The 19,856-nt window shown below is 70.9% G+C and carries 17 protein-coding genes and 1 riboswitch; of the genes, 5 read left to right on the top strand and 12 right to left on the bottom strand.

Annotation, left to right across the window (positions count from 1 at the left end):
- Positions 1-39: 39 nt before the first annotated feature.
- The 3 genes from SMIR_RS28305 to SMIR_RS28295 all read right to left on the bottom strand — a co-directional run bounded on the left by SMIR_RS28305 (position 40) and on the right by SMIR_RS28295 (position 2,725).
- The gene (locus tag SMIR_RS28305; RefSeq protein WP_212727542.1) at positions 40-1,209 is read right to left on the bottom strand and encodes an ArsA family ATPase; all 1,170 of its coding nucleotides are present in this window, start codon (positions 1,207-1,209) and stop codon (positions 40-42) included.
- Positions 1,210-1,373: 164 nt separating this feature from the next.
- Positions 1,374-1,820 (bottom strand): SRPBCC family protein, encoded by a 447-nt coding sequence (locus SMIR_RS28300; protein ID WP_168490629.1) that lies wholly within the window; start codon positions 1,818-1,820, stop codon positions 1,374-1,376.
- Between the two features lie 107 nt (positions 1,821-1,927).
- Positions 1,928-2,725: a metallophosphoesterase family protein gene (locus SMIR_RS28295; protein WP_168490630.1), complete on the bottom strand. Its 798-nt coding sequence runs from the start codon at positions 2,723-2,725 to the stop codon at positions 1,928-1,930.
- A 313-nt stretch (positions 2,726-3,038) separates the two neighbouring features.
- Here SMIR_RS28295 and SMIR_RS28290 point away from each other — a divergent pair, with 313 nt between their 5' ends.
- Positions 3,039-4,835, top strand: coding sequence for an AMP-dependent synthetase/ligase (locus tag SMIR_RS28290; RefSeq protein ID WP_168490631.1), 1,797 nt, complete (start codon positions 3,039-3,041; stop codon positions 4,833-4,835).
- Between the two features lie 19 nt (positions 4,836-4,854).
- On the opposite strand, the gene SMIR_RS28285 is transcribed toward SMIR_RS28290, so the two are convergent.
- Together SMIR_RS28285 and SMIR_RS28280 are read right to left on the bottom strand one after the other, a co-directional pair.
- Positions 4,855-6,477 (bottom strand): GMC oxidoreductase, encoded by a 1,623-nt coding sequence (locus tag SMIR_RS28285; RefSeq protein ID WP_527252127.1) that lies wholly within the window; start codon positions 6,475-6,477, stop codon positions 4,855-4,857.
- A 151-nt stretch (positions 6,478-6,628) separates the two neighbouring features.
- On the bottom strand, positions 6,629-7,771 hold the full coding sequence (locus SMIR_RS28280; RefSeq protein ID WP_168490632.1) for a glycosyltransferase family 4 protein: 1,143 nt from the start codon (positions 7,769-7,771) through the stop codon (positions 6,629-6,631).
- A 210-nt stretch (positions 7,772-7,981) separates the two neighbouring features.
- On the opposite strand from SMIR_RS28280, the gene SMIR_RS28275 reads away from it, so the two are divergent.
- Complete coding sequence (locus SMIR_RS28275; RefSeq protein WP_168490633.1) at positions 7,982-9,214, top strand: glycosyltransferase 87 family protein; 1,233 nt, start codon at positions 7,982-7,984, stop codon at positions 9,212-9,214.
- Here the strand turns inward: SMIR_RS28275 and SMIR_RS28270 are convergent.
- Positions 9,175-10,497 (bottom strand): MATE family efflux transporter, encoded by a 1,323-nt coding sequence (locus tag SMIR_RS28270; RefSeq protein ID WP_212727541.1) that lies wholly within the window; start codon positions 10,495-10,497, stop codon positions 9,175-9,177. The genes SMIR_RS28275 and SMIR_RS28270 overlap by 40 nt on opposite strands.
- 111 nt (positions 10,498-10,608) lie before the next feature.
- Here SMIR_RS28270 and SMIR_RS28265 point away from each other — a divergent pair, with 111 nt between their 5' ends.
- Positions 10,609-11,142, top strand: coding sequence for a PadR family transcriptional regulator (locus SMIR_RS28265; RefSeq protein ID WP_101405603.1), 534 nt, complete (start codon positions 10,609-10,611; stop codon positions 11,140-11,142).
- Position 11,143: 1 nt separating this feature from the next.
- Here SMIR_RS28265 and SMIR_RS28260 read toward each other — a convergent pair whose 3' ends face one another.
- The 5 genes from SMIR_RS28260 to SMIR_RS28240 form a co-directional block, all read right to left on the bottom strand.
- The gene (locus SMIR_RS28260) at positions 11,144-12,340 is read right to left on the bottom strand and encodes a hypothetical protein (RefSeq protein WP_212727540.1); all 1,197 of its coding nucleotides are present in this window, start codon (positions 12,338-12,340) and stop codon (positions 11,144-11,146) included.
- A gap of 32 nt (positions 12,341-12,372) precedes the next feature.
- Positions 12,373-13,404, bottom strand: a complete 1,032-nt coding sequence (locus SMIR_RS28255) for a C40 family peptidase (protein ID WP_168490636.1) — start codon at positions 13,402-13,404, stop codon at positions 12,373-12,375.
- A gap of 234 nt (positions 13,405-13,638) precedes the next feature.
- Positions 13,639-14,679, bottom strand: a complete 1,041-nt coding sequence (locus tag SMIR_RS28250; protein WP_168490637.1) for a C40 family peptidase — start codon at positions 14,677-14,679, stop codon at positions 13,639-13,641.
- Positions 14,680-15,053: 374 nt separating this feature from the next.
- Positions 15,054-16,403 carry an NYN domain-containing protein gene (locus SMIR_RS28245; RefSeq protein WP_168490638.1) on the bottom strand — a complete coding sequence of 450 codons (1,350 nt, stop codon included), beginning with the start codon at positions 16,401-16,403 and terminating at the stop codon, positions 15,054-15,056.
- A gap of 34 nt (positions 16,404-16,437) precedes the next feature.
- Positions 16,438-16,677 carry a hypothetical protein gene (locus tag SMIR_RS28240; RefSeq protein ID WP_168490639.1) on the bottom strand — a complete coding sequence of 80 codons (240 nt, stop codon included), beginning with the start codon at positions 16,675-16,677 and terminating at the stop codon, positions 16,438-16,440.
- A gap of 152 nt (positions 16,678-16,829) precedes the next feature.
- On the opposite strand from SMIR_RS28240, the gene SMIR_RS28235 reads away from it, so the two are divergent.
- Together SMIR_RS28235 and SMIR_RS28230 are read left to right on the top strand one after the other, a co-directional pair.
- Complete coding sequence (locus SMIR_RS28235) at positions 16,830-17,564, top strand: rhomboid family intramembrane serine protease (RefSeq protein WP_168490641.1); 735 nt, start codon at positions 16,830-16,832, stop codon at positions 17,562-17,564.
- Positions 17,561-17,842, top strand: a complete 282-nt coding sequence (locus tag SMIR_RS28230) for an Lrp/AsnC family transcriptional regulator (protein WP_101405598.1) — start codon at positions 17,561-17,563, stop codon at positions 17,840-17,842. Before SMIR_RS28235 ends, SMIR_RS28230 begins: the two co-directional genes overlap by 4 nt.
- A gap of 61 nt (positions 17,843-17,903) precedes the next feature.
- On the opposite strand, the gene SMIR_RS28225 is transcribed toward SMIR_RS28230, so the two are convergent.
- Positions 17,904-19,265, bottom strand: coding sequence for an aminotransferase class V-fold PLP-dependent enzyme (locus tag SMIR_RS28225; protein WP_168490643.1), 1,362 nt, complete (start codon positions 19,263-19,265; stop codon positions 17,904-17,906).
- Between the two features lie 193 nt (positions 19,266-19,458).
- A riboswitch (SAM riboswitch) is annotated at positions 19,459-19,575 on the bottom strand.
- Between the last annotated feature and the right edge of the window lie 281 nt (positions 19,576-19,856).

Raw genomic sequence — 19,856 nt, 5'->3', positions numbered from 1 at the left:
GTTCTTCCTTTCGACGGTACCCGAACGGGGGTACGCCGTTCACCGTGTCCGGGGCCACAGATCCGGGTCCGGCGCGAAACGCACCCTGAGTTCCCCCTCGCGCAGGGCGGCGCCGGCCACGGTGCAGCGGCGCAGCGCGGACGGCAGCGGCACGATCCTGCGGAACTGGCCCACGGTGACGACGAGTTCGTCGCCCCGGCGGATCAGGTCCAGTTCCTCGCGTATCGCGCCGGGCAGCGGGATGTGCCATACGAGGACGCCGTCGTCGGCGAGGTGGTCCAGGACGGGCCACTCGACCGGGGTCGGCGCCCGGTTGACGCCGGGCACGGGGAGCGCGCCGAGGTCGTCGGTGCCGCGCGGGTCGCGGCCGAGGTGCGGGACCTCGTGGACGGTGTACGTCTCCTGCCACTCGTCCAGCGCCTTGCGCTGCTGGGCGGCGAGGGCGCCCAGCCAGGCGTCCGCGCTGGCGGCGGGCAGTACCCGGCTCGCGACCAGCGCGTCCACGCGCAGACCGTGCAGGGCGAGCGCGGTGGTGGCGGCGTGTACGGCGTCGGTACCGGCCGGGCCCGGCTCGGCGACCAGCCGTACGGTCGTGGCGCGGTCCTCGACGACCGCCGCGACGGCGGCCAGCTCGATGTCCCAGCGTGCCGCCGTCTCGTACAGCCACTCGGCGGGCATCGGGACGCCCGCGAGGCGGCCCAGCACGGGGCGCAGGGCGCGGGCCGCCTGGCGCTCCGGCGGGAGCAGTCGGCGCAGGTAGCGGCGCAGCTCCTCCGGGAGGGCAAGGAGGGCGAGCGCCTGCGGGGTCGGCGGGAGGTCCACGACCAGCAGGTCGTACGTCTCCGAGGTCGCCGCGTCGCGCAGGGCGCGCAGCAGGGCGAGTTCCTCGGCGCCGGGCAGGGGGGTGAGTTCCTCGGCGTCCAGGCGGGAGGCGCCGAGCAGGTCCAGGGCGGTGGTCGCGCGGTCCTGGAAGGCGGTGAGGTCCTCGCGGAAGCGGGCGTTCGCGTCGGGGCGCCACGTCGTGAGGCGGGGCGCGGTGTCGGTGGGTTCCGCGCCGGTGGGTACGCCGAGGACGGCGCCGAGGGTGTCGGTGCGGTCGGCGGTGAGCAGGAGGGTGCGGGTGCCCTCGCGGGCGGCCTTCAGCGCGGTGGCCGCCGCGACCGTCGTACGGCCCGTGCCGCCCTGGCCTGTGATCAGGATGGTGCGCATTGGATGAACGCTACCTGCGTCGAGCGCCCCCGGGCTCCGCCCCCAGCCCCCCGATCGGCCTGAACGGCCCCGTCCTCAAACGCCGGACGGGCTGGAGACGCGGGCGCGCCCCGCAGGGGCGCGGGGAGCCGCGCGAACGGCCCCCACCGGCCCGCGGAGCGGGATCAGGCCGCCTCGCCCGACTCCACTCGCTTCTTCAGACCTGCCAGCGCGCGGTCGATGATGACCTTCTCGGCCTTGCGCTTGATCATGCCCAGCATGGGGATCTTGACGTCGACCGTGAGCCGGTAGGTGACCTCGGTGGCGCCGGCGCCCGCGGGCTTGAGGATGTACGAGCCGTCCAGGGAGCGGAGCATCTGGGACTTGACCAGGGTCCAGGAGACCTCGTGGTCGCCGGTCCAGGTGTACCCGAGGGTCTGGTCGTCCTTGATCGCACCGGCGTCCATGACGAGGCGTACCTGCTCGGCGCGGCCCTGCCCGTCCGTGGCGAGTACCTCCGCCTCCTTCACCTCTCCCGTCCAGTCCGGGTAGCGGGCGAAGTCGGCGATGACCGCCATGACATCAGCCGGTGCCGCCTCGATCGTGATGCTCGAGCTGGTGTGTTCCGCCATCGCGGTGGCTCCTCCAGATGCGGTCCGGTGAGGGAGGGTGGTACGCACGTGTGTGCAGCGTGAAGGCTACCGCGCGCCCGCCGAACCATCGCCACCCCACCTGCTGTTCACCACTCCAGGACCCACGGGCGGCCCGACGCCGCGAAGTGGCCGACGTTCACGCACTCGGTCGCCCCGATCCGCATCCGGCGCGCGAGCGGCTGGTGAACATGGCCGAAGAGGGAGTAACGGGGACGTACGCGGCGGATCGCGTCCAGGAGGGCACGGGAGCCGCGCTCGAAGCGGCGCGCCACCGTGTCGTAGACCAGCTCCGGTACGTCCGGCGGGATGTGCGTGCACAGGACGTCGACCTCGCCGACCGCCTCGATCTTCGCCGCGTACTCCTCGTCGTCGATCTCGTAGGGCGTCCGCATGGGGCTGCGCAGCCCCCCGCCGACGAAGCCGAAGACCCGGCCGCCGATCTCCACCCGCTCACCGTCGAGGACCTTCGTGCCGGGTCCGGCGTACTCCGCCCACAACGGGGGCATGTCGACATTGCCGTAGGTCGCGTACGTCGGTGTCGGGAACGCGGCGAACAGCTCGGCGTACTGCTTGCGCACCGCCTTCTCGATGGCCACGGAATGGTCCATCCCGATCTCGTCCCACAGCCGCCGCCCGAACTCCCGCGCCTCGGCGAAGCGGCGGGCGGTGCGCAGCTCGACCAGCCGGTCGGCGTTCTCGGCGCCGAAGAGGTCGGGGAAGATGCCGCGCGCGTGGTCCGCGTAGTCGAGGAAGAGCACCAGGTCACCGAGGCAGAGCAGGGCGTCCGCGCCGTCGCCGGCCCGGGCCAGGTCACGCGCGTTGCCGTGCACGTCACTGACCACATGAATGCGCGTCCTGCGGTTACCGCCTGGTGTGGGTGCCATGACGATCAAGCGTAGGCGTGTGGGGCAAACGTGAATAGAGGCGGTCGGACCTGCGGTTACTGGCATGGCAAGAAGAGCGTGGACTACTGTGCGTGAAGGAACGCCATCCGGTGCGACGCGCCAACCTGTGTGACGCAGGGAACATCTCGGCGGGACCCCCTATCGAAAAAGCCGTACCGGTGGGTAACGTCCGGGCAGTCCAGTCGTACTCAGGATTTCAACAATGATGTTCCTGGGTACCTGCCCGAGCCTTGGACCGCTCCGTCGCATCACACACCGTCGTGGCGTCGGCGCCCTATGAGGAGCAGCAGTCTTGCGCGAGTTCAGCCTTCCGGCTTTGTACGAGGTCCCTGCGGACGGAAATCTGACCGACATCGTCCGCAGAAACGCCGCGCAGCATCCCGACGTCGCCGTCATCGCCCGCAAGGTGGGCGGCACGTGGACGGACGTCACCGCCACCACCTTCCTCGCCGAGGTGCGGTCCGCGGCCAAGGGTCTGATCGCCTCGGGCGTACAGCCCGGCGACCGGGTCGCTCTGATGTCCCGTACCCGCTACGAGTGGACGCTGCTCGACTTCGCGATCTGGAGCGCGGGCGCGGTCACCGTGCCGGTGTACGAGACCAGCTCGGCGGAGCAGGTGCAGTGGATACTCGGCGACTCGGGCGCGACCGCCTGCATCGTCGAGCTCGACACGCACGCGGCCTCCGTGGAGTCGGTGCGCGACCGGCTGCCCGCCCTCAAGCACGTCTGGCAGATCGAGGCCGGCGGGGTGGAGGAACTGGGGCGCGCGGGCCAGGACGTCAGCGACGCCACCGTCGAGGAGCGCAGCTCGCTCGCCAAGGCGGACGACCCGGCGACCATCGTCTACACGAGCGGTACGACCGGCCGCCCCAAGGGCTGTGTCCTCACCCACCGCGCCTTCTTCGCGGAGTGCGGCAACATCGTGGAGCGGCTGCGTCCCCTGTTCCGTACGGGCGAGTGTTCCGTCCTTCTCTTCCTGCCGCTCGCGCACGTCTTCGGACGGCTGGTGCAGGTCGCGCCGATGATGGCGCCGATCAAGCTGGGCTGCGTCCCGGACATCAAGAACCTCACCGACGAGCTGGCCGCGTTCCGGCCGACGCTGATCCTCGGTGTGCCGCGTGTCTTCGAGAAGGTCTACAACTCGGCGCGTGCCAAGGCGCAGGCGGACGGCAAGGGCAAGATCTTCGACAAGGCGGCGGACACGGCGATCGCCTACAGCCGCGCCCTGGACACCCCCTCCGGCCCGTCGCTCGGTCTGAAGATCAAGTACAAGACCTTCGACAAACTCGTCTACAGCAAGCTGCGCGCGGTGCTGGGCGGTCGCGGTGAGTACGCGATCTCCGGCGGCGCCCCGCTCGGCGAGCGCCTGGGCCACTTCTTCCGCGGCATCGGCTTCACGGTCCTGGAGGGCTACGGCCTGACCGAGTCCTGCGCGGCCACCGCCTTCAACCCCTGGGACCGTACGAAGATCGGTACGGTCGGCCAGCCGCTGCCCGGCTCCGTGATCCGGATCGCCGACGACGGCGAGGTGCTGCTGCACGGCGAGCACCTGTTCAAGGAGTACTGGAACAACGAGGCCGCGACCGCCGAGGCGCTCGCGGACGGCTGGTTCCACACGGGTGACATCGGCACCCTCGACGAGGACGGCTACCTCCGTATCACCGGCCGCAAGAAGGAGATCATCGTCACCGCGGGCGGCAAGAACGTCGCCCCGGCCGTGATCGAGGACCGCATCCGCGCGCACGCGCTGGTCGCGGAGTGCATGGTGGTCGGCGACGGGCGCCCGTTCATCGGCGCGCTGGTCACCGTCGACGAGGAGTTCCTGGGCCGCTGGGCCGAGGAGCACGGCAAGCCGGCGGGTTCCACCGCGGCGTCGCTGCGCGAGGATCCGGATCTGATCGCTGCGATCCAGGACGCGGTCGACGACGGCAACGCCGCGGTGTCGAAGGCGGAATCGGTGCGGAAGTTCCGCATTCTGTCCTCCCAGTTCTCGGAGGAGTCGGGCCACCTCACGCCGTCCCTGAAGCTCAAGCGCAACGTGGTGGCGAAGGACTACGCGGACGAGATCGAGGCCATCTACCGGGGCTGACAGCCCGACCTGGCGGTTCTCATGGCGCGGTGTCCTCGGCGAGGATCCGCGCCATTCCGCGTTCCGCGAGCGCGGTGATCGTCACGAACGGGTTGACCCCGATCGAGCCCGGCACCAGTGAGCCGTCGGTGATGTACAGGTGCGGATAGCCCTTCACCCGGCCGTAGTTGTCCGTCGCCCTGCCCAGCACGCAGCCACCGAGCGGGTGGTAGCAGAAGTCGTCGGCGAAGGTCTTGTTGTTGCCGAAGAGGTCGTAGCGGTAGATCGTGGCGTTGGCCAGGTTGATCCGGTCGAAGAGCTTCTTGGCCATGCTCACGGAGACCGCGCTCTGGGCCGCGGTCCAGCCGAGCTTCGCGGAGTCCGTGGTGGCGTCGTAGGTGAAGGACGCGCGCTCCGGGTTCTTGGTGATCGCCAGGTAGAGGCTGATCCAGTGTTCCAACCCCATGGGCAGCGGGGCGATTTCGGCGAAGACGGGGTTGGCGGTGTTCGCCCAGTCGTCGATGCCCATGACCGGCATCGTCGACTGGTTCGCCCCGACCGTGTCCCAGATGTGGTTGGCGCGGCCCGTCATCACGTTGCCGTTGGTGCCCCAGCCGGTGCCGACGCTCGCGTCCAGGGCCGGCAGCGTGCCCGTCTCCCGGGCCCGGACGAGGAGTTCGGTGGTGCCGAGGCTGCCGCCGCCCAGGAAGAGGTACGTACAGCTGTACTGCTTGGTCTCCACGACCGCGCCGGTGGTGTCGATCCGGTCGGCGGTCAGGGTGTACGTGCCGTCCGTGGCCCGGCTGATCGCCCGGACCTTCTCCAGGGTGTGGATGGTGACGTTGCCGGTGCCGAGCGCTGCCGCGAGGTAGGTCTTGTCGAGGCTCTTCTTGCCGTAGTTGTTGCCGTAGATGACCTCGGCCGCGAGTGCGGACTTGGTGGCGGTGCCGGCCGCCTCGCGCTGCATGTAGGTGAAGTCGTAGACGTTCGGGACGAAGGTCGTCTTCAGGCCGGCGTTGGCGGCGGCCTTACGGGAGGTGCGGGTGAACTGGTACCACTCCGTGGATTCGAACCAGGTGGGGTCGACCGTGTTGACGCCGAGCATGGTCCGGGCGCGCGGGAAGTACGTGTTGTACATCTCGGTGGCGTCGACCGTGGGGAACTGCTCGGAGAAGTAGGACTGGAGGGGCGTGACGGCCATTCCGCCGTTGACCAGCGAGCCGCCGCCGACACCTCGGCCGACGTAGACCGACATGTTGTCGTAGTGGACCCGGTCCAGGACTCCCGGGTAGAGACCGATGTCCTTGTTGACCACGTCCAGCCACAGGAAGGTGGCGAGCGGGGCCTCGGTGCGGGTGCGGAACCACATCGAGCGCTCGTCGGGGGCGCTGGTGGAACAGAAGACCTTGCCGTCGGAGCCGGCGGTGTTCCAGAGCTTGCCCATCTCTATGACGAGGGTGCGGATGCCGGCCTGGCCGAGGCGGAGGGCGGCCACGGCGGCGCCGTAGCCCGATCCGATGACGATGGCGGGCGCGCTGTCGACCGCGGCGGGCTCCGCGGCGTGGGCGGACTGGAGGCCTACGCGGGTGAGACCGGCCGCGGCGGCCGTCTGGAGGGCGACCATGCCCAGGATGTGGCGTCTGGTCAGGTGACGGTTTGTCATCTGACGGTTACTCATCTGATGATGAGTCAGTTTTTCTGTCATGAGCGCAGCATCGGCGGATTATTTGCTTCCGCCTAGGCTTTTTGCCGGGTTTTCAGGGGGCGCTGCGATGAGTGGGGAGAGTGCGGGTGATTTGCGGCCGGGCGCGCACCTAGAGCAACTCTTTCAAGCCCTCCGCCAGCAGGTCCCAGCGCCACTTCTCCTCCACCCACTGCCTTCCCCGTTCGCCCATGTGGCGGCGGAGTTCGGGGTCGGCGAGGAGGGTGATGATGCGGTCGGCGGAGTCGTCAGGGAAGTCGCCTCGGACGACCCAGCCCGTTTCGCCGTCGAGGACCGCGTCGGGGGCGCCGCCCGAGTCGCCCGCGACGACCGGCAGGCCCGTCGCGGAGGCCTCCAGGTAGACGATGCCGAGGCCCTCGACGTCGAGGCCGCCCCTGCGGGTGCGGCACGGCATCGCGAAGACGTCGCCCGCGCCGTAGTGGGCCGGCAGCTCCGACCAGGGGACCGCGCCGGTGAAGCGGACCGCGGCGGCGACCCCGGTGTCGTACGCCAGCTTGCGCAGGTCCTGCTCGTACGGCCCACCGCCGACGATCAGCAGCACCGCCTCCGGCTCCTTGGCGAGGATGCGGGGCATGGCGAGGATCAGCGTGTCCTGGCCCTTGCGCGGGACCAGGCGGGAGACACAGACCACCACCGGGCGGTCGGTGAGGCCGAGGCGGGCACGGACCTCGTCGCCGCCCGAGCCGGGGTGGAAGGTCTTCTCGTCGACCCCCGGAGGGAGCTGGACCATGCGGGAGGCGGCCTCGGGCGTCAGCGCGGACGCGATGCGCGAGCGCGTGTACTCACCGAGGTAGGTGATCGTGTCCGTGGACTCGCCGATACGGCGCAGCAGCTGCCGTGCGGCGGGCAGCTGGGCCCAGCCCGCCTCGTGGCCGTGCGTGGTGGCCACCAGGCGCTCGGCGCCCGCCCTGCGCAGCGCGGGCGCCATCAGGCCGAGCGGGGCCGCCGCCCCGAACCACACCGACGTACAGCCGTGCTCGCGCAGCAGCCCGACGGCGCGCCGGGTGGCGCCCGGCGTGGGCAGCAGCATCGTCGTACGGTCCCGGACGACGGTGAAGGGCTGCTCGGCGTCGAAGGCGGCCGTCGCCTCGATGCCCTCCCGGCTCCGCTTCCACGTGGATGCGTAGACTACGAGCCGCTCGGGGTCCAGTCGTAGCGCCATGTTGTGCAGGAACGCCTGGATGCCGCCGGGGCGGGGCGGGAAGTCGTTGGTCACGATCAGGGTCTTGTGCATCGCGTTCGACACTACCGAAACCTTCGAATCCCCACGCGCGCGGTCCACAGCGGCGAAGCTGTATTCCACCAGTGGTCACAGCTCCGTACGGCCGCGCTTCATGGGCCTCCCACAGCCCGGCACGTCATCATGTTTCCGCACAACCGCACAACCGCACCATGTCAGCACCGCACCACCGCACAGACACCGACGAACGAGGGCCAGGTGAGCATGAAGGGCACACGGGGGGAAGGGTTTCCGTACGCGTTGCTGGGAACCTGGGGCCTGACGAGGCTTCTGCTTCTGCTCTTCGTCTCCAAGGTGTTCGTCTTCCCGGGCCCGGACGTCACGAGTGACGTCTCGGTGATCTACCAGGGCTGGTACGAGATCCTGCGCACCGGCACCTTCCCGCTCGACGACGTGACCTGGCAGTACCCGCCGGCCGCCGCGCTCGCGATCCTCTCCCCCGGGCTGCTGCCCTTCCTCGACTACGCGCACGCCTTCTTCCTGCTGGCCTTCGTCGCCGACCTGGTGGTGTACGCGCTGCTCCACTACGCCGGCCGGCGCCCCGGCAAGACGCTGCGCGGCGCCTGGGTGTGGGTGATCGGCGTCCCGCTGCTCGGACCGACCGTCTACGCCCGCTACGACGTGATGGTGACGGCCGTGGCGGTCGCGGCGCTCCTCGCGGGAGCCCGCCATCCGCGGGTGATGGGCGCTCTCGTGGGCTTCGGGGCGCTGGTGAAGGTGTGGCCGGCGCTCCTGCTCCTGGGGGCCGTGAAGCGGCGTGCGTGGGCCGCGGCGGCGGTGACCGCCGGCGGGATCGCGGTGCTGTTCGGGCTGTCGATGCCCGGCGCCTTCTCCTTCCTGACCTTCCAGCGCGACCGGGGCACCGAGGTGGAGTCACTGGGCTCCCTCGTCTTCCATGTGGGCCGGCACTTCGGCTGGGACGGTCAGGTGCTGCTCAACTACGGCTCGGTGGAGTTCCTGGGCCCGTACGTCGACGTGGTGAGCAGGCTGGCCCTGGCGCTCACCGCGATCGCCTTCGCGTGGCTGCTGCTGTGGCGGCTGCGCGCCCAGCGCTTCCGGCCGCACACGCTCGCCGACGCCGCGTTCGTGGCGGTGCTGATGTTCACGGCCACCAGCCGGGTCATCAGCCCGCAGTACATGGTGTGGCTGGTCGGGATCGGCGCGGTCTGCCTGTGCTTCCGGGGCAGCCGGATGACCCTGCCGGTCGGGCTGGTGCTGGCCACGTGCTTCGTGACCGTCCTGGAGTTCCCGATCTGGTTCTCGCATGTCGTGGGCAGCGACCGGCTGGGCATCACCCTGCTCTTCCTGCGCAACGGCCTGCTGGTGGTCGCGGCCCTGCTCGCAGCCCGCGAACTGTGGCGGGGCACGGTGTCCGACCCGGCCCCGACCCTGCCCGCTCAGGCCACCCGGACCAAGGAGCGCCTGAGCTCGTCCTGACGGCGGCGGGCGCGGGCGAGAAGCAGTCCGACGGCCGTGCACTGCACCGCCATGGACAGCGCCAGCGCGAGGCAGATCCCGGACAGCCCGAGCCCCGACAGGGCGTACGCCACGGGCAGCTGGACGGCGGTGCCGAGCAGTGTCACCCGCAGCAACAACGGCGCTCCCCCGCTCCCCTCGAAGACCCCGCCCAGCGCGATGAAGCAGGCCATCAGCAGCAGGTACGGGCCGACGCAGCGCAGGAACAGCACGCCGTCGTGGGCGACCGCGCCCCCGGCGCCGAAGGCCCGCATGATCCAGGGGGCGAACGCGCCGAGCAGGACGGCTGCCACCAGGCCCACCGCCCCGGAGACGATCACCGCCTGCCGCCCGATCGCGCCCCGCTCGTCCCGGCCGGCGCCCCGGGTGTGCGCGGTGTGGATCGAGGCGGCCTGCCGCACCGCGTAGAAGGCCATGGTCGCGACGTACATGACCTTGTACGCGATGGAGTACGCGGCCACGGCCGTCACCCCGAGCCTGGCCACGATCGCGACCAGGACCAGCGCTCCGCCCTGGCGCACGGTGAAGTCGGCGGACATGGGCAGTCCGGTCCGCAGGGTGCGGCGCAGCGCGGGGCCGGTGGGCTCGGCGGGAGGGACGGCCGCGGCCTCGCGCAGCGGCGCGTTGCGGCGCAGGGCGCGCAGGCCGGCGGCGAGGGCCACGCAGCGGCACAGGACCGTGGAGGCGGCGGCACCCCGGACGCCGTAGGCGTGGATGAGCAGCGGGTCGAGGCCGAGGATCAGCCCGTTGGCCAGCAGGGCGAGGCGCATCGGGGTGCGGGTGTCACCGGCGCCCTTCAGGATGCCGTCGACGAGGTTCTGGGCGAAGAAGACGGCGATGCCCGGCAGGGAGATCCCGAAGTAGGCGACGGCCAGGGCGAGAGCGCGCCCGTCGCCGCCCAGGACCAGCCGGGCCAGCGGTTCGCGCAGCAGGTACCCGCCCACGGCGACCACGGGCGTCACGACGGCGCACAGGGCCCGTCCGCCGCGTACGGCCGCCCGGAGCGCGCCCGGATCCCGGGCCCCTCTGGCGTGGGCGACGAGGACGGTCGTGCCGGAGGCGAAGACCAGGGCGACGCCGAGGAGCACGTTCTCGGTGTTGGTCGCGACGGCGACGGCGGCCACGGCGGGACCGCCGAGCCGGGAGACCCAGACGGTGTTGATGATCCCGGCGGCGACGGAGGCTAGCAGGGAGAGGTACACGGGGTGAGCGAGCGATATGAGCTGCTTCCGGTGGGCGTTCACCGATGGTTCCCTCGATTTCCTTGATTCCCTCGATTCGAGCTACCTCGTTTAGAGGTAGCTCGATAAGAGGTATCATGGCCGTCCGACACCCGCAAGCAAGGAGCACCCCGCATGCTGGAGCTCTCGATCCTCGGATTTCTGTTCGAAGAGCCCTTGCACGGCTATGAGTTGAAGGAACGCATCAAGGCACTCAGCGGCCATGTCCGCCCGGTCAGCGACGGCGCGCTCTACCCGGCGATCACCCGCCTGGTGGCCGCAGGACAGCTGGACCAGCACACGGAGCCCGGCAGCGGCGCCGCCCCGCGTCGCATCCTGTCGCTCACCGAGAAGGGCCGTGCCGAGCTCCTGGAGCGGCTGCGCCACCCCAAGCAGGCCGAGATCACCGACCACGTCCGCTTCAACACCCTGCTGGCGTTCCTGCGTCACCTCCCGGACCCGCGGGAGCAGGCCGCGGTCCTGCGCCGCCGCCAGGAGTTCCTGCTGACGCCCGCGAGCTTCTTCTACCGGGACGGCGAGCCCGTACGGGCGGAGGAGGCCGGCGACCTGTTCCGGCAGGGGATGCTGCGGGTGGCACGGGCGACGGGCGAGGCGGAGCGGGAGTGGCTGGCCGAGGCCATCGCCCGGCTGGACACGCCGACCGGCTGATTCAGCCGAGCTGCGCCTTCAGGTACGCCCGCCACTGCTGTGTGAACTGCTCCGGCGTCGTGTGCAGGACGTCCCGCAGCGCGCCCTCGACGGCCCCCGCCCGCTTCTCGTGGTCGCCGACGGCCCGGTAGAACTCGTTCAGCCGGACCTCGCCCCAGTGGTCGGCGATCAGCCGGCAGGCCATCCAGCCGCCCTCGTACGCCCGCGCCAGCCGCGCCGCGTCCCCGGCGAACCCGAAGTCCTTGTCGTCCGGCAGCGCGGCCGGTACGCGCCCGTCCAGCACCGCCCGCTCCAGCTCCGGCGCCGCCTGCGTCGCCGTACGGCCGCTGCCGCGGTAGCCGACCCAGTCCGCGAAGCCCTCGGAGAGCCACAGGGGCGTGGCGGCGGCGGTGTGGGCGCGGGTGGCCACGTGCGTCGTCTCGTGGGTGAGCACGACCTGCTGGCCGAAGTCGCCGAGAAGGCCGTACGCATCGGGGTTGACGATGATCCGGTCCGCGGGCGCCCTGGCCGTCCCGCCCGCCTCTCCGGTCGTGACCGCCGCGATCCCCCGGTACCCGGACGCGGGCGCTCCGAGCAGCCCCGCCATGCCCTCCAACGACTTGGGTACGACAACGACGACGTGCCCCGACCAGTCCGCGCCCCAGGCATCCGTCACGGCGGGCACGGCGCGGTCCGCGAGGCCGGCGTACGCCCGCAGCCGCTCACCGGACTGCCCGACCCCCAGGACGAGGCTGTGCGCGCCCCGTACGACCGTCACCGCCCCCTGCTCCCACAGCTGCTGACTGGCCCGCTCGGCGGGCACGTCGGAGGCGACCCGCCAGGTCCCGCCGTCGCGGACCAGGCGCAGGGTGCGGGCCGCCGTGACGGGGGCCCTGTCGTAGCCCTCGATGCGGTAGCGCAGCTCGGCGCCCGCGGTGGCGCGGTCGCCGGAACGGTGCAGGTCCGTCAGGCGGTACGACCAGTCGGCCAGCGGAACGGCGCGCAGCCTGGTGAACTCCGCGGTCGAGCCGGACGGTTCCTCCGTGGCCCGGTACGCCGACTCGTTCCGGTCCAGGACCGCGGCCGCCCGCCGGTCGAGGACCCGCTGCACATCGGCGGACGCGGAGTCCTGGGACGGCCTGCCGCCGCAGCCCACCAGCACGGCGAGCAGCAGCACCAGGGAGCACCCCGCCCGCGACGCACGCCTTCGACCAGCCACGTTCCCGATCGTACGGCGCCCGGGCGCGGGGGTCAGACCCGCGTCACGGACGAGATGGGCATCATGCCCACGCGGTCGTAGCGCACCGGCGCCCCCGGATAGGGCGCGTGGATCACCTGGCCGTTGCCCGCGTAGATCGCGACATGACTCGCGTCGGAGCGGTAGGTGACGAGGTCGCCGGGCTGCGCCTGGGAGAGCGGCACCTGCCGTCCGGCGTACCGCTGTTCCTGGGAGGTGCGCGGCAGACCGACGCCCGCCTGCCGGTACGACCACTGCATGAGGCCCGAACAGTCGAATCCGCCGGGCCCGTTGGCGCCCCACACGTAGGGGCGGCCGAGTGCGGAGCGGGCCGCGGCGAGGGCGGCGGCGGCGCGCCCCGAGGCGGGCGTGACACTGCCGAGTTCGGGCAGGTCGGAGTGTCCGGAGCGGGAGGCCCGGTCATGGGCGGCGCGCTCGGCGGACGGCAGCGAGTTGAGCAGGAGGCGCGCCTTGGCGAGTTTCTGTTCGACAGTCCGCTTGTGCCGGGCGACGGCCTTGGTGCTCTTCTCCAGCTCGGCGAGTTTGGCGGTCGCCTCCTCGCGTTCCTGGGCGAGGTCGCGCATGGCGATCTGGAGGTCCTTGAGTTCGCCCGCCTGGTGGGCGTTGATCCGGTCGAGCGCGGCGGCCTTGTCGAGGTACTCGGCGGGGTTGTCGGAGAAGAGCAGCGCCAGGGAGGGGTCGAGGCCGCCCGCGCGGTACTGGGCCCCGGCGAGCGAACCGAGCGCGTCCCGCACGGTGTTGATGCGCTCCTGCTGCCGGGCGATGTGATCCTGTGCCGTGCTCACCTCTTTGCGCAGGACTCCCGCGCGCTCGTCGGCCTTGTTGAACGCCTCGGTTGCCTTCTCCGCCTGCATGTACAGGCGGTCCACCTCGGCCCGGGTGTCGTCCTTCGGTGCTGCGGCGGCCGGTACGGCCCCGAGGACGGCGGCCGCGACGGACATCACGGTCACGGCGACGCCGGCGATGCCCGCGGCGCTGACGCCCCGGTCGAACCCGGACGGTGGACGGCGGCGATGGGACCCCACGAGTAGCCGCTCTCCCTTCCGCTGACGGTCCCCCGGAGTTGGGGGAAACGCGCCAGACAGTAGCCGTGCGACTACGCACCGGCCAAAGACCTCCGGGGGCGCACAACGCGGCGCCCCGCCGGAGACGCAGGTCACCGACGGGGCGTGGGGTCAGCGGGAGTTACCGCGATTCGCCCGTTCGGGCGGCATGCAGAGGGGGCCTCGAAAGGATCTCGGAGGGTTCGGGGGGCCGGATCAGACCCGGACGCCGAACTGGAACGCTCCGCCGATGGTGCTCATCGACTCGTAGCGCACGACCGTTCCGGTACGCGGGGCGTGCAGCACCTGGCCGTTGCCCGCGTAGAGGCCGACGTGGTGCAGGTCGCCGAAGAAGAAGACCAGGTCACCGACCTGCAGATCGCTCTGCGAGTAGATGCGGGTGCCGATGGTCGCCTGCGACTCCGAGGTACGCGGGATGGAGACACCGGCCTGGGCGTACGCCCAGGAGGTGAAGCCCGAGCAGTCGAAGGAGCTGGGGCCGGAGGCGCCGTAGACGTACGGCGATCCGATCTTGGTCTGTCCGGCGGAGAAGGCGGCACCGGCGCGCCCGGACGCGGGTGTACCGGGGTTGCCGAGAACGGTGCGCTCGCTGGCGCGGGTGGCGCGGGACTGCTCCGCGTCGAGAGCCGCCTTCTCCTTGGCCGTCAGGGAGTTGAGGAGCTTCTGCGCCGCGGCGAGCTTGGTCTGGACCGCCTTCTTCTGCTTGGCCAGTTCCGTACGGGTGTCGGCGAGGTCCTTGAGCTTCGCAGAGGCTTCCTGCCGCTGCTGGGCGAGCGAACGCTGCTTCTCCTGGACCTTCTTCAGCGCCTCGACCTGCTGACTGCTCAGCTGGTCCATCGCGGACGCCTTGTCCAGGTAGTCGTCCGGGTTCGAGGAGAGGAACAACGCCACGGAGGGGTCGATGCCGCCGGTGCGGTACTGGGCGCTGGCCATCGTTCCGAGCCCGTCCCGCAGGGCGTTGAGCTCGTCCTGGCCGCGGGCCACGTTGTCCTGCAGGGTGCTGATTTCCTTCTCCAGCTTGTCCTGCTTCTCCTTGGCCCCGTCGAGCTTCTCGGTGGCCTGCTCGGTCTCCTCGTAGAGCTTGTCGACCTTGCTCTTGACCTCGTCCTTGCTCGGCTTCTCGCTGGGCGCGGCATTGGCGGCGTTGGCACTGAGGGCCACGGCGGCAGCGGCGGCGGTGGTGAGCACGGTCACACGGGTGCGGCTCGGCTGCTTGGGTCGACGGTGGGACGCCACGAAGGCGAGCTCCTTCTTCCTCCAGCCGCCTGCCGAGACGCCGACGGGCGGTGTCCCTCCGCCGTCGCTCCCAATGAGCGATCACCCGAGCGGAGGTTCGAGGCCAGACCCTAGTGACCTTCCTGTGATCAGTTCAAATCCAAACCTGAAAATTCTTAGTCACCCAGCGCATTCTTTGCACTCAACTCACGTGCAGTGATGCCAGCCTGACGCTACGTTGCGTGAAGGTTTCGCCAATTCGGGCACAACGCCTGGATGTTACGGATGGGACGTACGTGCTCTTTGGGGCGTAACGCACAGATCGCCGACCGCTGTTCAATCGCTGTTTCGACCGCCGGATCAGTCGCTGTTTCAGCCGCTTTTCAGCCGCTGTTTCAGCCGCGCGAAAAGCGCTTGAGAAGCACCGCGGAGGCCACCGGGCGGGCGCCCGCCTTGGCGATCCCGTCGGCCACCTCACGGTCGGTGGAGACGACGATGACGGGCCGCCCGGGCGGCTCGGCGCGCACCAGCTGGCGGATCAACTCGTCCGCCGTGACACCCGCTTTGGAGAACAGCACCCGCACCCCGCGCGGCGGCGCGAGCAGCACGGGCGCCGCCAGCTCGGCCCCGTCGAAGACACACGTCACCTCGGCCCCGGTCTGCGCGGCGAGCTGCGAGAGCTGCCCCAGCAGCCTGAGCCGCTGCTTCTCCAGCGGCATCTGCGGATAACCGGTCTTGGTGACGTTGTAGCCGTCGACGACCAGATGCGCCTGCGGCAGCGCGAGGAGCTGGTCGACGATCGCGGGATCATTTTCGGACAGGGCGCGGGCCGCGATGTCCTTGGGCGTCATGCGCCCCGGTTCGACCGCGTCCACGGTCTCCGCCGGCCGTACGGACACGGGCGGCAGCGCGAGCTCCCGGCGCAGCCCCTGGGCCGCCTCCAGCACCGTGTCGAGCAACAGCCGTACGCGCATGTCCTCGACGCTGCGACCCTCGCGTGCCGCCTTGCGGGTGGCCTCCAGGGCCGCCTCGGCCTCCGAGAGCCGTGCCTTGAGCCGCCGGGTCTCGCTCTCGGCGGCGGACACCTGGGCCTGCCCGTCCGCCCGCGCGGTGTCCATCTCGCCCTGCAGCTTGCGCAGCGCGGCCTCGCCCCGCTTGACGTCGCTGAGGGCGCCGCGCAACTTGCGGTGAAGCGATTCGGCTTCCCTCTTCGCGGACTCCAACTCCGTGCGCAACCGCTCGGTTTCGGCCTTGGTCTGACCACGCGCCTGCGCAAGCTCCTCGCGCAGGCGCTCCAGCTCCGCCCGGCTCTCCTCGTCCGCGCGCTCGGCGTCCGCCCGCAGGGCCTCCTCGCCCGCGGCGGTCACCAGCTTCACCCAGCCCGTGGGGCGCAGCACATAGGCCGCGGCCGCCACGTCCAGCGGATCCGCGGCCGGCGGCGGCGCGCCCGAGTCGAGGGCACCGGCGAGCTCCGGATGCGCCTCTCTGAGCTTCTCGGCGATACGCTGCCGGAACAGCGGATCGGTCTCCAGCGCGGCGGCCATGGCGTTGCCGGCGAACTTCGCCCGCCGATTGGGGGCGAACCGCGCATACTGCCGCAATTGGGCGGGCAATTCGGTGACGGTCAACCCACCGAACCCGTCCGACACGATCTGTACGACCCGTCGGCGCACACCGTCGGGCAGCGGACGGTCGAGCACCTCAGCGGCGCCGTCGTCCGGCTCCCCGCCTGTGGTCTCCACCATCCGTCACCCCAATGTGTGTGCGGGGCCCGCTCCCTCAGGAGCCGGCGCCCGGCCTGTCCACCAGTTCCACCTGGTCCACCGCGTTGCACCACCGGCAGCGCACCGACTCGATGGTCTCACTGACCATCTTGCGCTCCTCGACGTTCGGCTCACCGGCCAGGTCGAGGTGCACATACTCGACGACCTTGGACGAGCGGGTCACGTCGAATCGCGTGAGGTTGCCGCAGAGCGTGCAGCGCCAGCGAGTCTCGGCGGTCGGGAGGGGAACCGTCATGTGGCAGTCGCTTTCCTTCTAGTGTCCGTCCAGCGCCGGTCTCCGGCGCGTGTGGCTCGTTACCCTACGGCCTGGCGGGTACTCGACGCTCGGCCGTCCACGGCGGCGAGGCATTCTGCGCGCATCGGTCCGGTTACGTCATGCTCTGTCCCATGATCAGCACCTGGGGTACGGCGGTCGGCAGGACGATGCGCGGTCAGTCCGCGCCGGTGACGTACGGACTGATCTTCCTGTGCTGCCTGATCTTCCTGATCGGCCCCGCCTCGGGGCTCAATCCGTCGTTCGGCACCGGGGATGCGCTCGTGGTCGCCCAGCGGGCCTATTTCCGGCGCTGGGGCGTGATCCCCGCCGAGCTCTTCGACGGGATCCCGAGCGCCTGGCTCACCCCGGCCACGGCCCTGTTCATCCACGGCAGCTGGCTCCATCTCCTGGGCAACATGCTCTTCTTCTACGTCTTCGGAGCGATGACCGAGGAACGCATGGGCCACGTCCAGTTCGCCGTCTTCTACGTGGTCTGCGGCTACCTCGCTCTACTGGGTTACGCGATCGCCAACTCCGGCTCCGAGCAGACTCTGGTCGGCGCCTCGGGGGCGATCTCCGCGGTCCTGGGAGCGTTCCTGTACCTGTTCCCCAGGGCCCGGGTGACCAGTCTCTTCCCGTTCCTCTTCTTCCTGCCGCTGCGCTTCCCCGCCTGGGTCGTGCTGCCCTTCTGGGTGACCCTGCAATGGCTGGCGGCGGGCCGCAGCCCCTCGGGCCCCGGGGTCGCCTATCTGGCCCACCTGGTGGGCTTCTCGCTGGGGTTCGTCTACGCGTGGGTGCGGTTCGGGCGGCCGACTAGAGTGAAAACCCCAGCAACAGCAGCCCCCGAGGGAGAAAACCAGCCGTGATCACCGCGATCGTGCTCATCAAGACCAGCGTGGACCGGATCCCCGAGATCGCCGAGTCGATCGCCGCGCTGGACAGTGTCAGCGAGGTCTTCTCCGTCACCGGTACGTACGACCTGATCGCCATGGTCCGGGTGAAGGCCCACGACGACCTGGCGGACGTCATCCCCGGCAAGATCAGCAAGATCCCCGGCGTCGAGGCGACGGACACCCACGTCGCGTTCCGCACGTACTCCCAGCACGACCTGGAGGCGGCGTTCGCCATCGGCCTGGACAGCTAGACACAGCAGCACAATCTCTTCGGGGGCGTGGGGGCGGAGCCCCCACCTACCGCCGACGGCCTCAGACCGCCGGGACGCAGCGGCCGTCCTCCGTGCGGTAGTTCCACTTCGCACCGTCCCGCACCAGTTCCTTCACCGCACGCACGAACCGCTCCACATGCTCGTCGGGCGTACCGGCCCCGAAGCTGACGCGGATCGCGTTGAGGGACTTCTCCCCGGGCGCCGCCTCGGGCGCCCCGCACTCCCCCTGCGTCTGCGGATCGCTGCCGAGCAGCGTCCGTACCAGCGGGTGGGCGCAGAAGAGACCGTCCCGCACCCCGATCCCGTACTCGGCGGACAGCGCGGCCGCGAAGTGCGAGCTGTTCCAGCCCTCGACGACGAACGAGATGACGCCGACGCGCGGGGCGTCGTCACCGAAGAGCGACAGGACGCGGACCTCGGGCACCTCGGCCAGACCGGCCCGGACGGCCCCGATCAGCTGCTCCTCGCGGGCGACGAGCGTGTCGAAACCGGCCTCGGTCAGCGCCTTGCAGGCGGCGGCGATGGAGTAGGCGCCGATGACGTTCGGGGAACCGGCCTCGTGCCGGGCCGCGCTCTCGTGCCACTCCACGTCCACGCCGCCGTCCACCCGCCGCGTGACCTTGCGGCTCGCGCCGCCGCCCGCGAGGTACGGCTCGGCCTCGCGCAGCCAGTCGGCACGGCCGGCGAGCACGCCCGAACCGAACGGCGCGTACAGCTTGTGCCCGGAGAAGGCGACCCAGTCGACGTCGAGGTCCCGCACCGAGACCGGGTGGTGCGGAGCGAGCTGGGCGGCGTCCAGGACGATCCGGGCACCGTGCGCGTGCGCGGCGGCGGCCAGCTCGCGCACCGGCCACAGCTCGCCGGTGACGTTCGAGGCGCCGGTGACGCAGACCAGGGCCGGGCCGTGGGGGTCACGGGCGGCGAGGGCCCGCTCCAGGGCCGTGACAGCCTCCTGCGGGGTGCGGGGCGCGTTGAGGTAGGTGACCCGGGCGTCCTTCCACGGCAGCAGCGAGGCGTGGTGTTCCGTCTCGAAGACGAACACCTGGCAGTCGGCCGGAAGGGTGGCGGCGAGCAGGTTGAGGGAGTCGGTGGTGGAGCGGGTGAAGACGACCTGGTCGTCGCCCCGGCAGTCGAGGAACTCCGCGACGGTCCTGCGGGCGTTCTCGAAGAGGTCGGTGGACAGCTGGGAGAGGTACCCGGCGCCGCGGTGCACGCTGCCGTAGTACGGGGCGTACGCGGCGACGTCGTCCCACACCCGCTGGAGGGCGGGGGCGCTGGCGGCGTAGTCGAGCGCGGCGTAGGTGACCTCGCCGCCGGTCACGAGCGGGACGGTGACGTCTCGGCCCAGAACGGGCAGGGGGGCGCAAACGGTCTGGTCGGCGGCAGCGGTGGAGACAGACATGGCGAGCTCCTGTGAGAGGCAGGCGGAATCGCTGCGCGGGCCGGGTGCACGGGGGTACGGGTGTGCGGCTGCACGGCTCGGCGCAGGGAGGAAAGGCAAAAGGGGTGTGCGGAGGCGGGGCTCTACGCCCTATCGCATTCGCTTGCTCACAGAAGGCTCCCTCGAACGACCAGGACCCCTGGGATTCTCGAGGGGTCCGCGCTTGCCGTAGACCTCGCTGCCTACGGCCTGGTCTTCACCCGGGGCACCCCGCCACGGACGGAGGGTTGCCGGACAGCCGGCCGGGGCCTGATGGCTGTCACTCATGACCTGATACGGCATCCTGCCACAAGATCTTCCGCCCGCAACCCGGCGTCCGTATACCGGGATGCCGAGTGGGGGACGGCCCCACGTTCCTCGCCCCCGCCGCCCCTACCCTTCCCATCCCCACCTGGGGGCTCCGCCCCCAGACCCCCAAAAGATCGCGCAGTTCCCCGCGCCCCCAAAAAGGGGCGCGGGGAACTGCGCGGACGAACAAAACCGGGGCGGGCGGGGAATCGGGGCGCAGCCCCGCCCCAGGGGCGCGGGGAACTTCGCGAGCAACCCCACCGG

This window comes from Streptomyces mirabilis (assembly GCF_018310535.1).
Classification (GTDB): Bacteria; Actinomycetota; Actinomycetes; order Streptomycetales; family Streptomycetaceae; genus Streptomyces.
The sequence above is the reverse complement of the archived record's forward strand: the minus strand, read 5'-3'. Positions and strand labels throughout refer to the sequence as shown.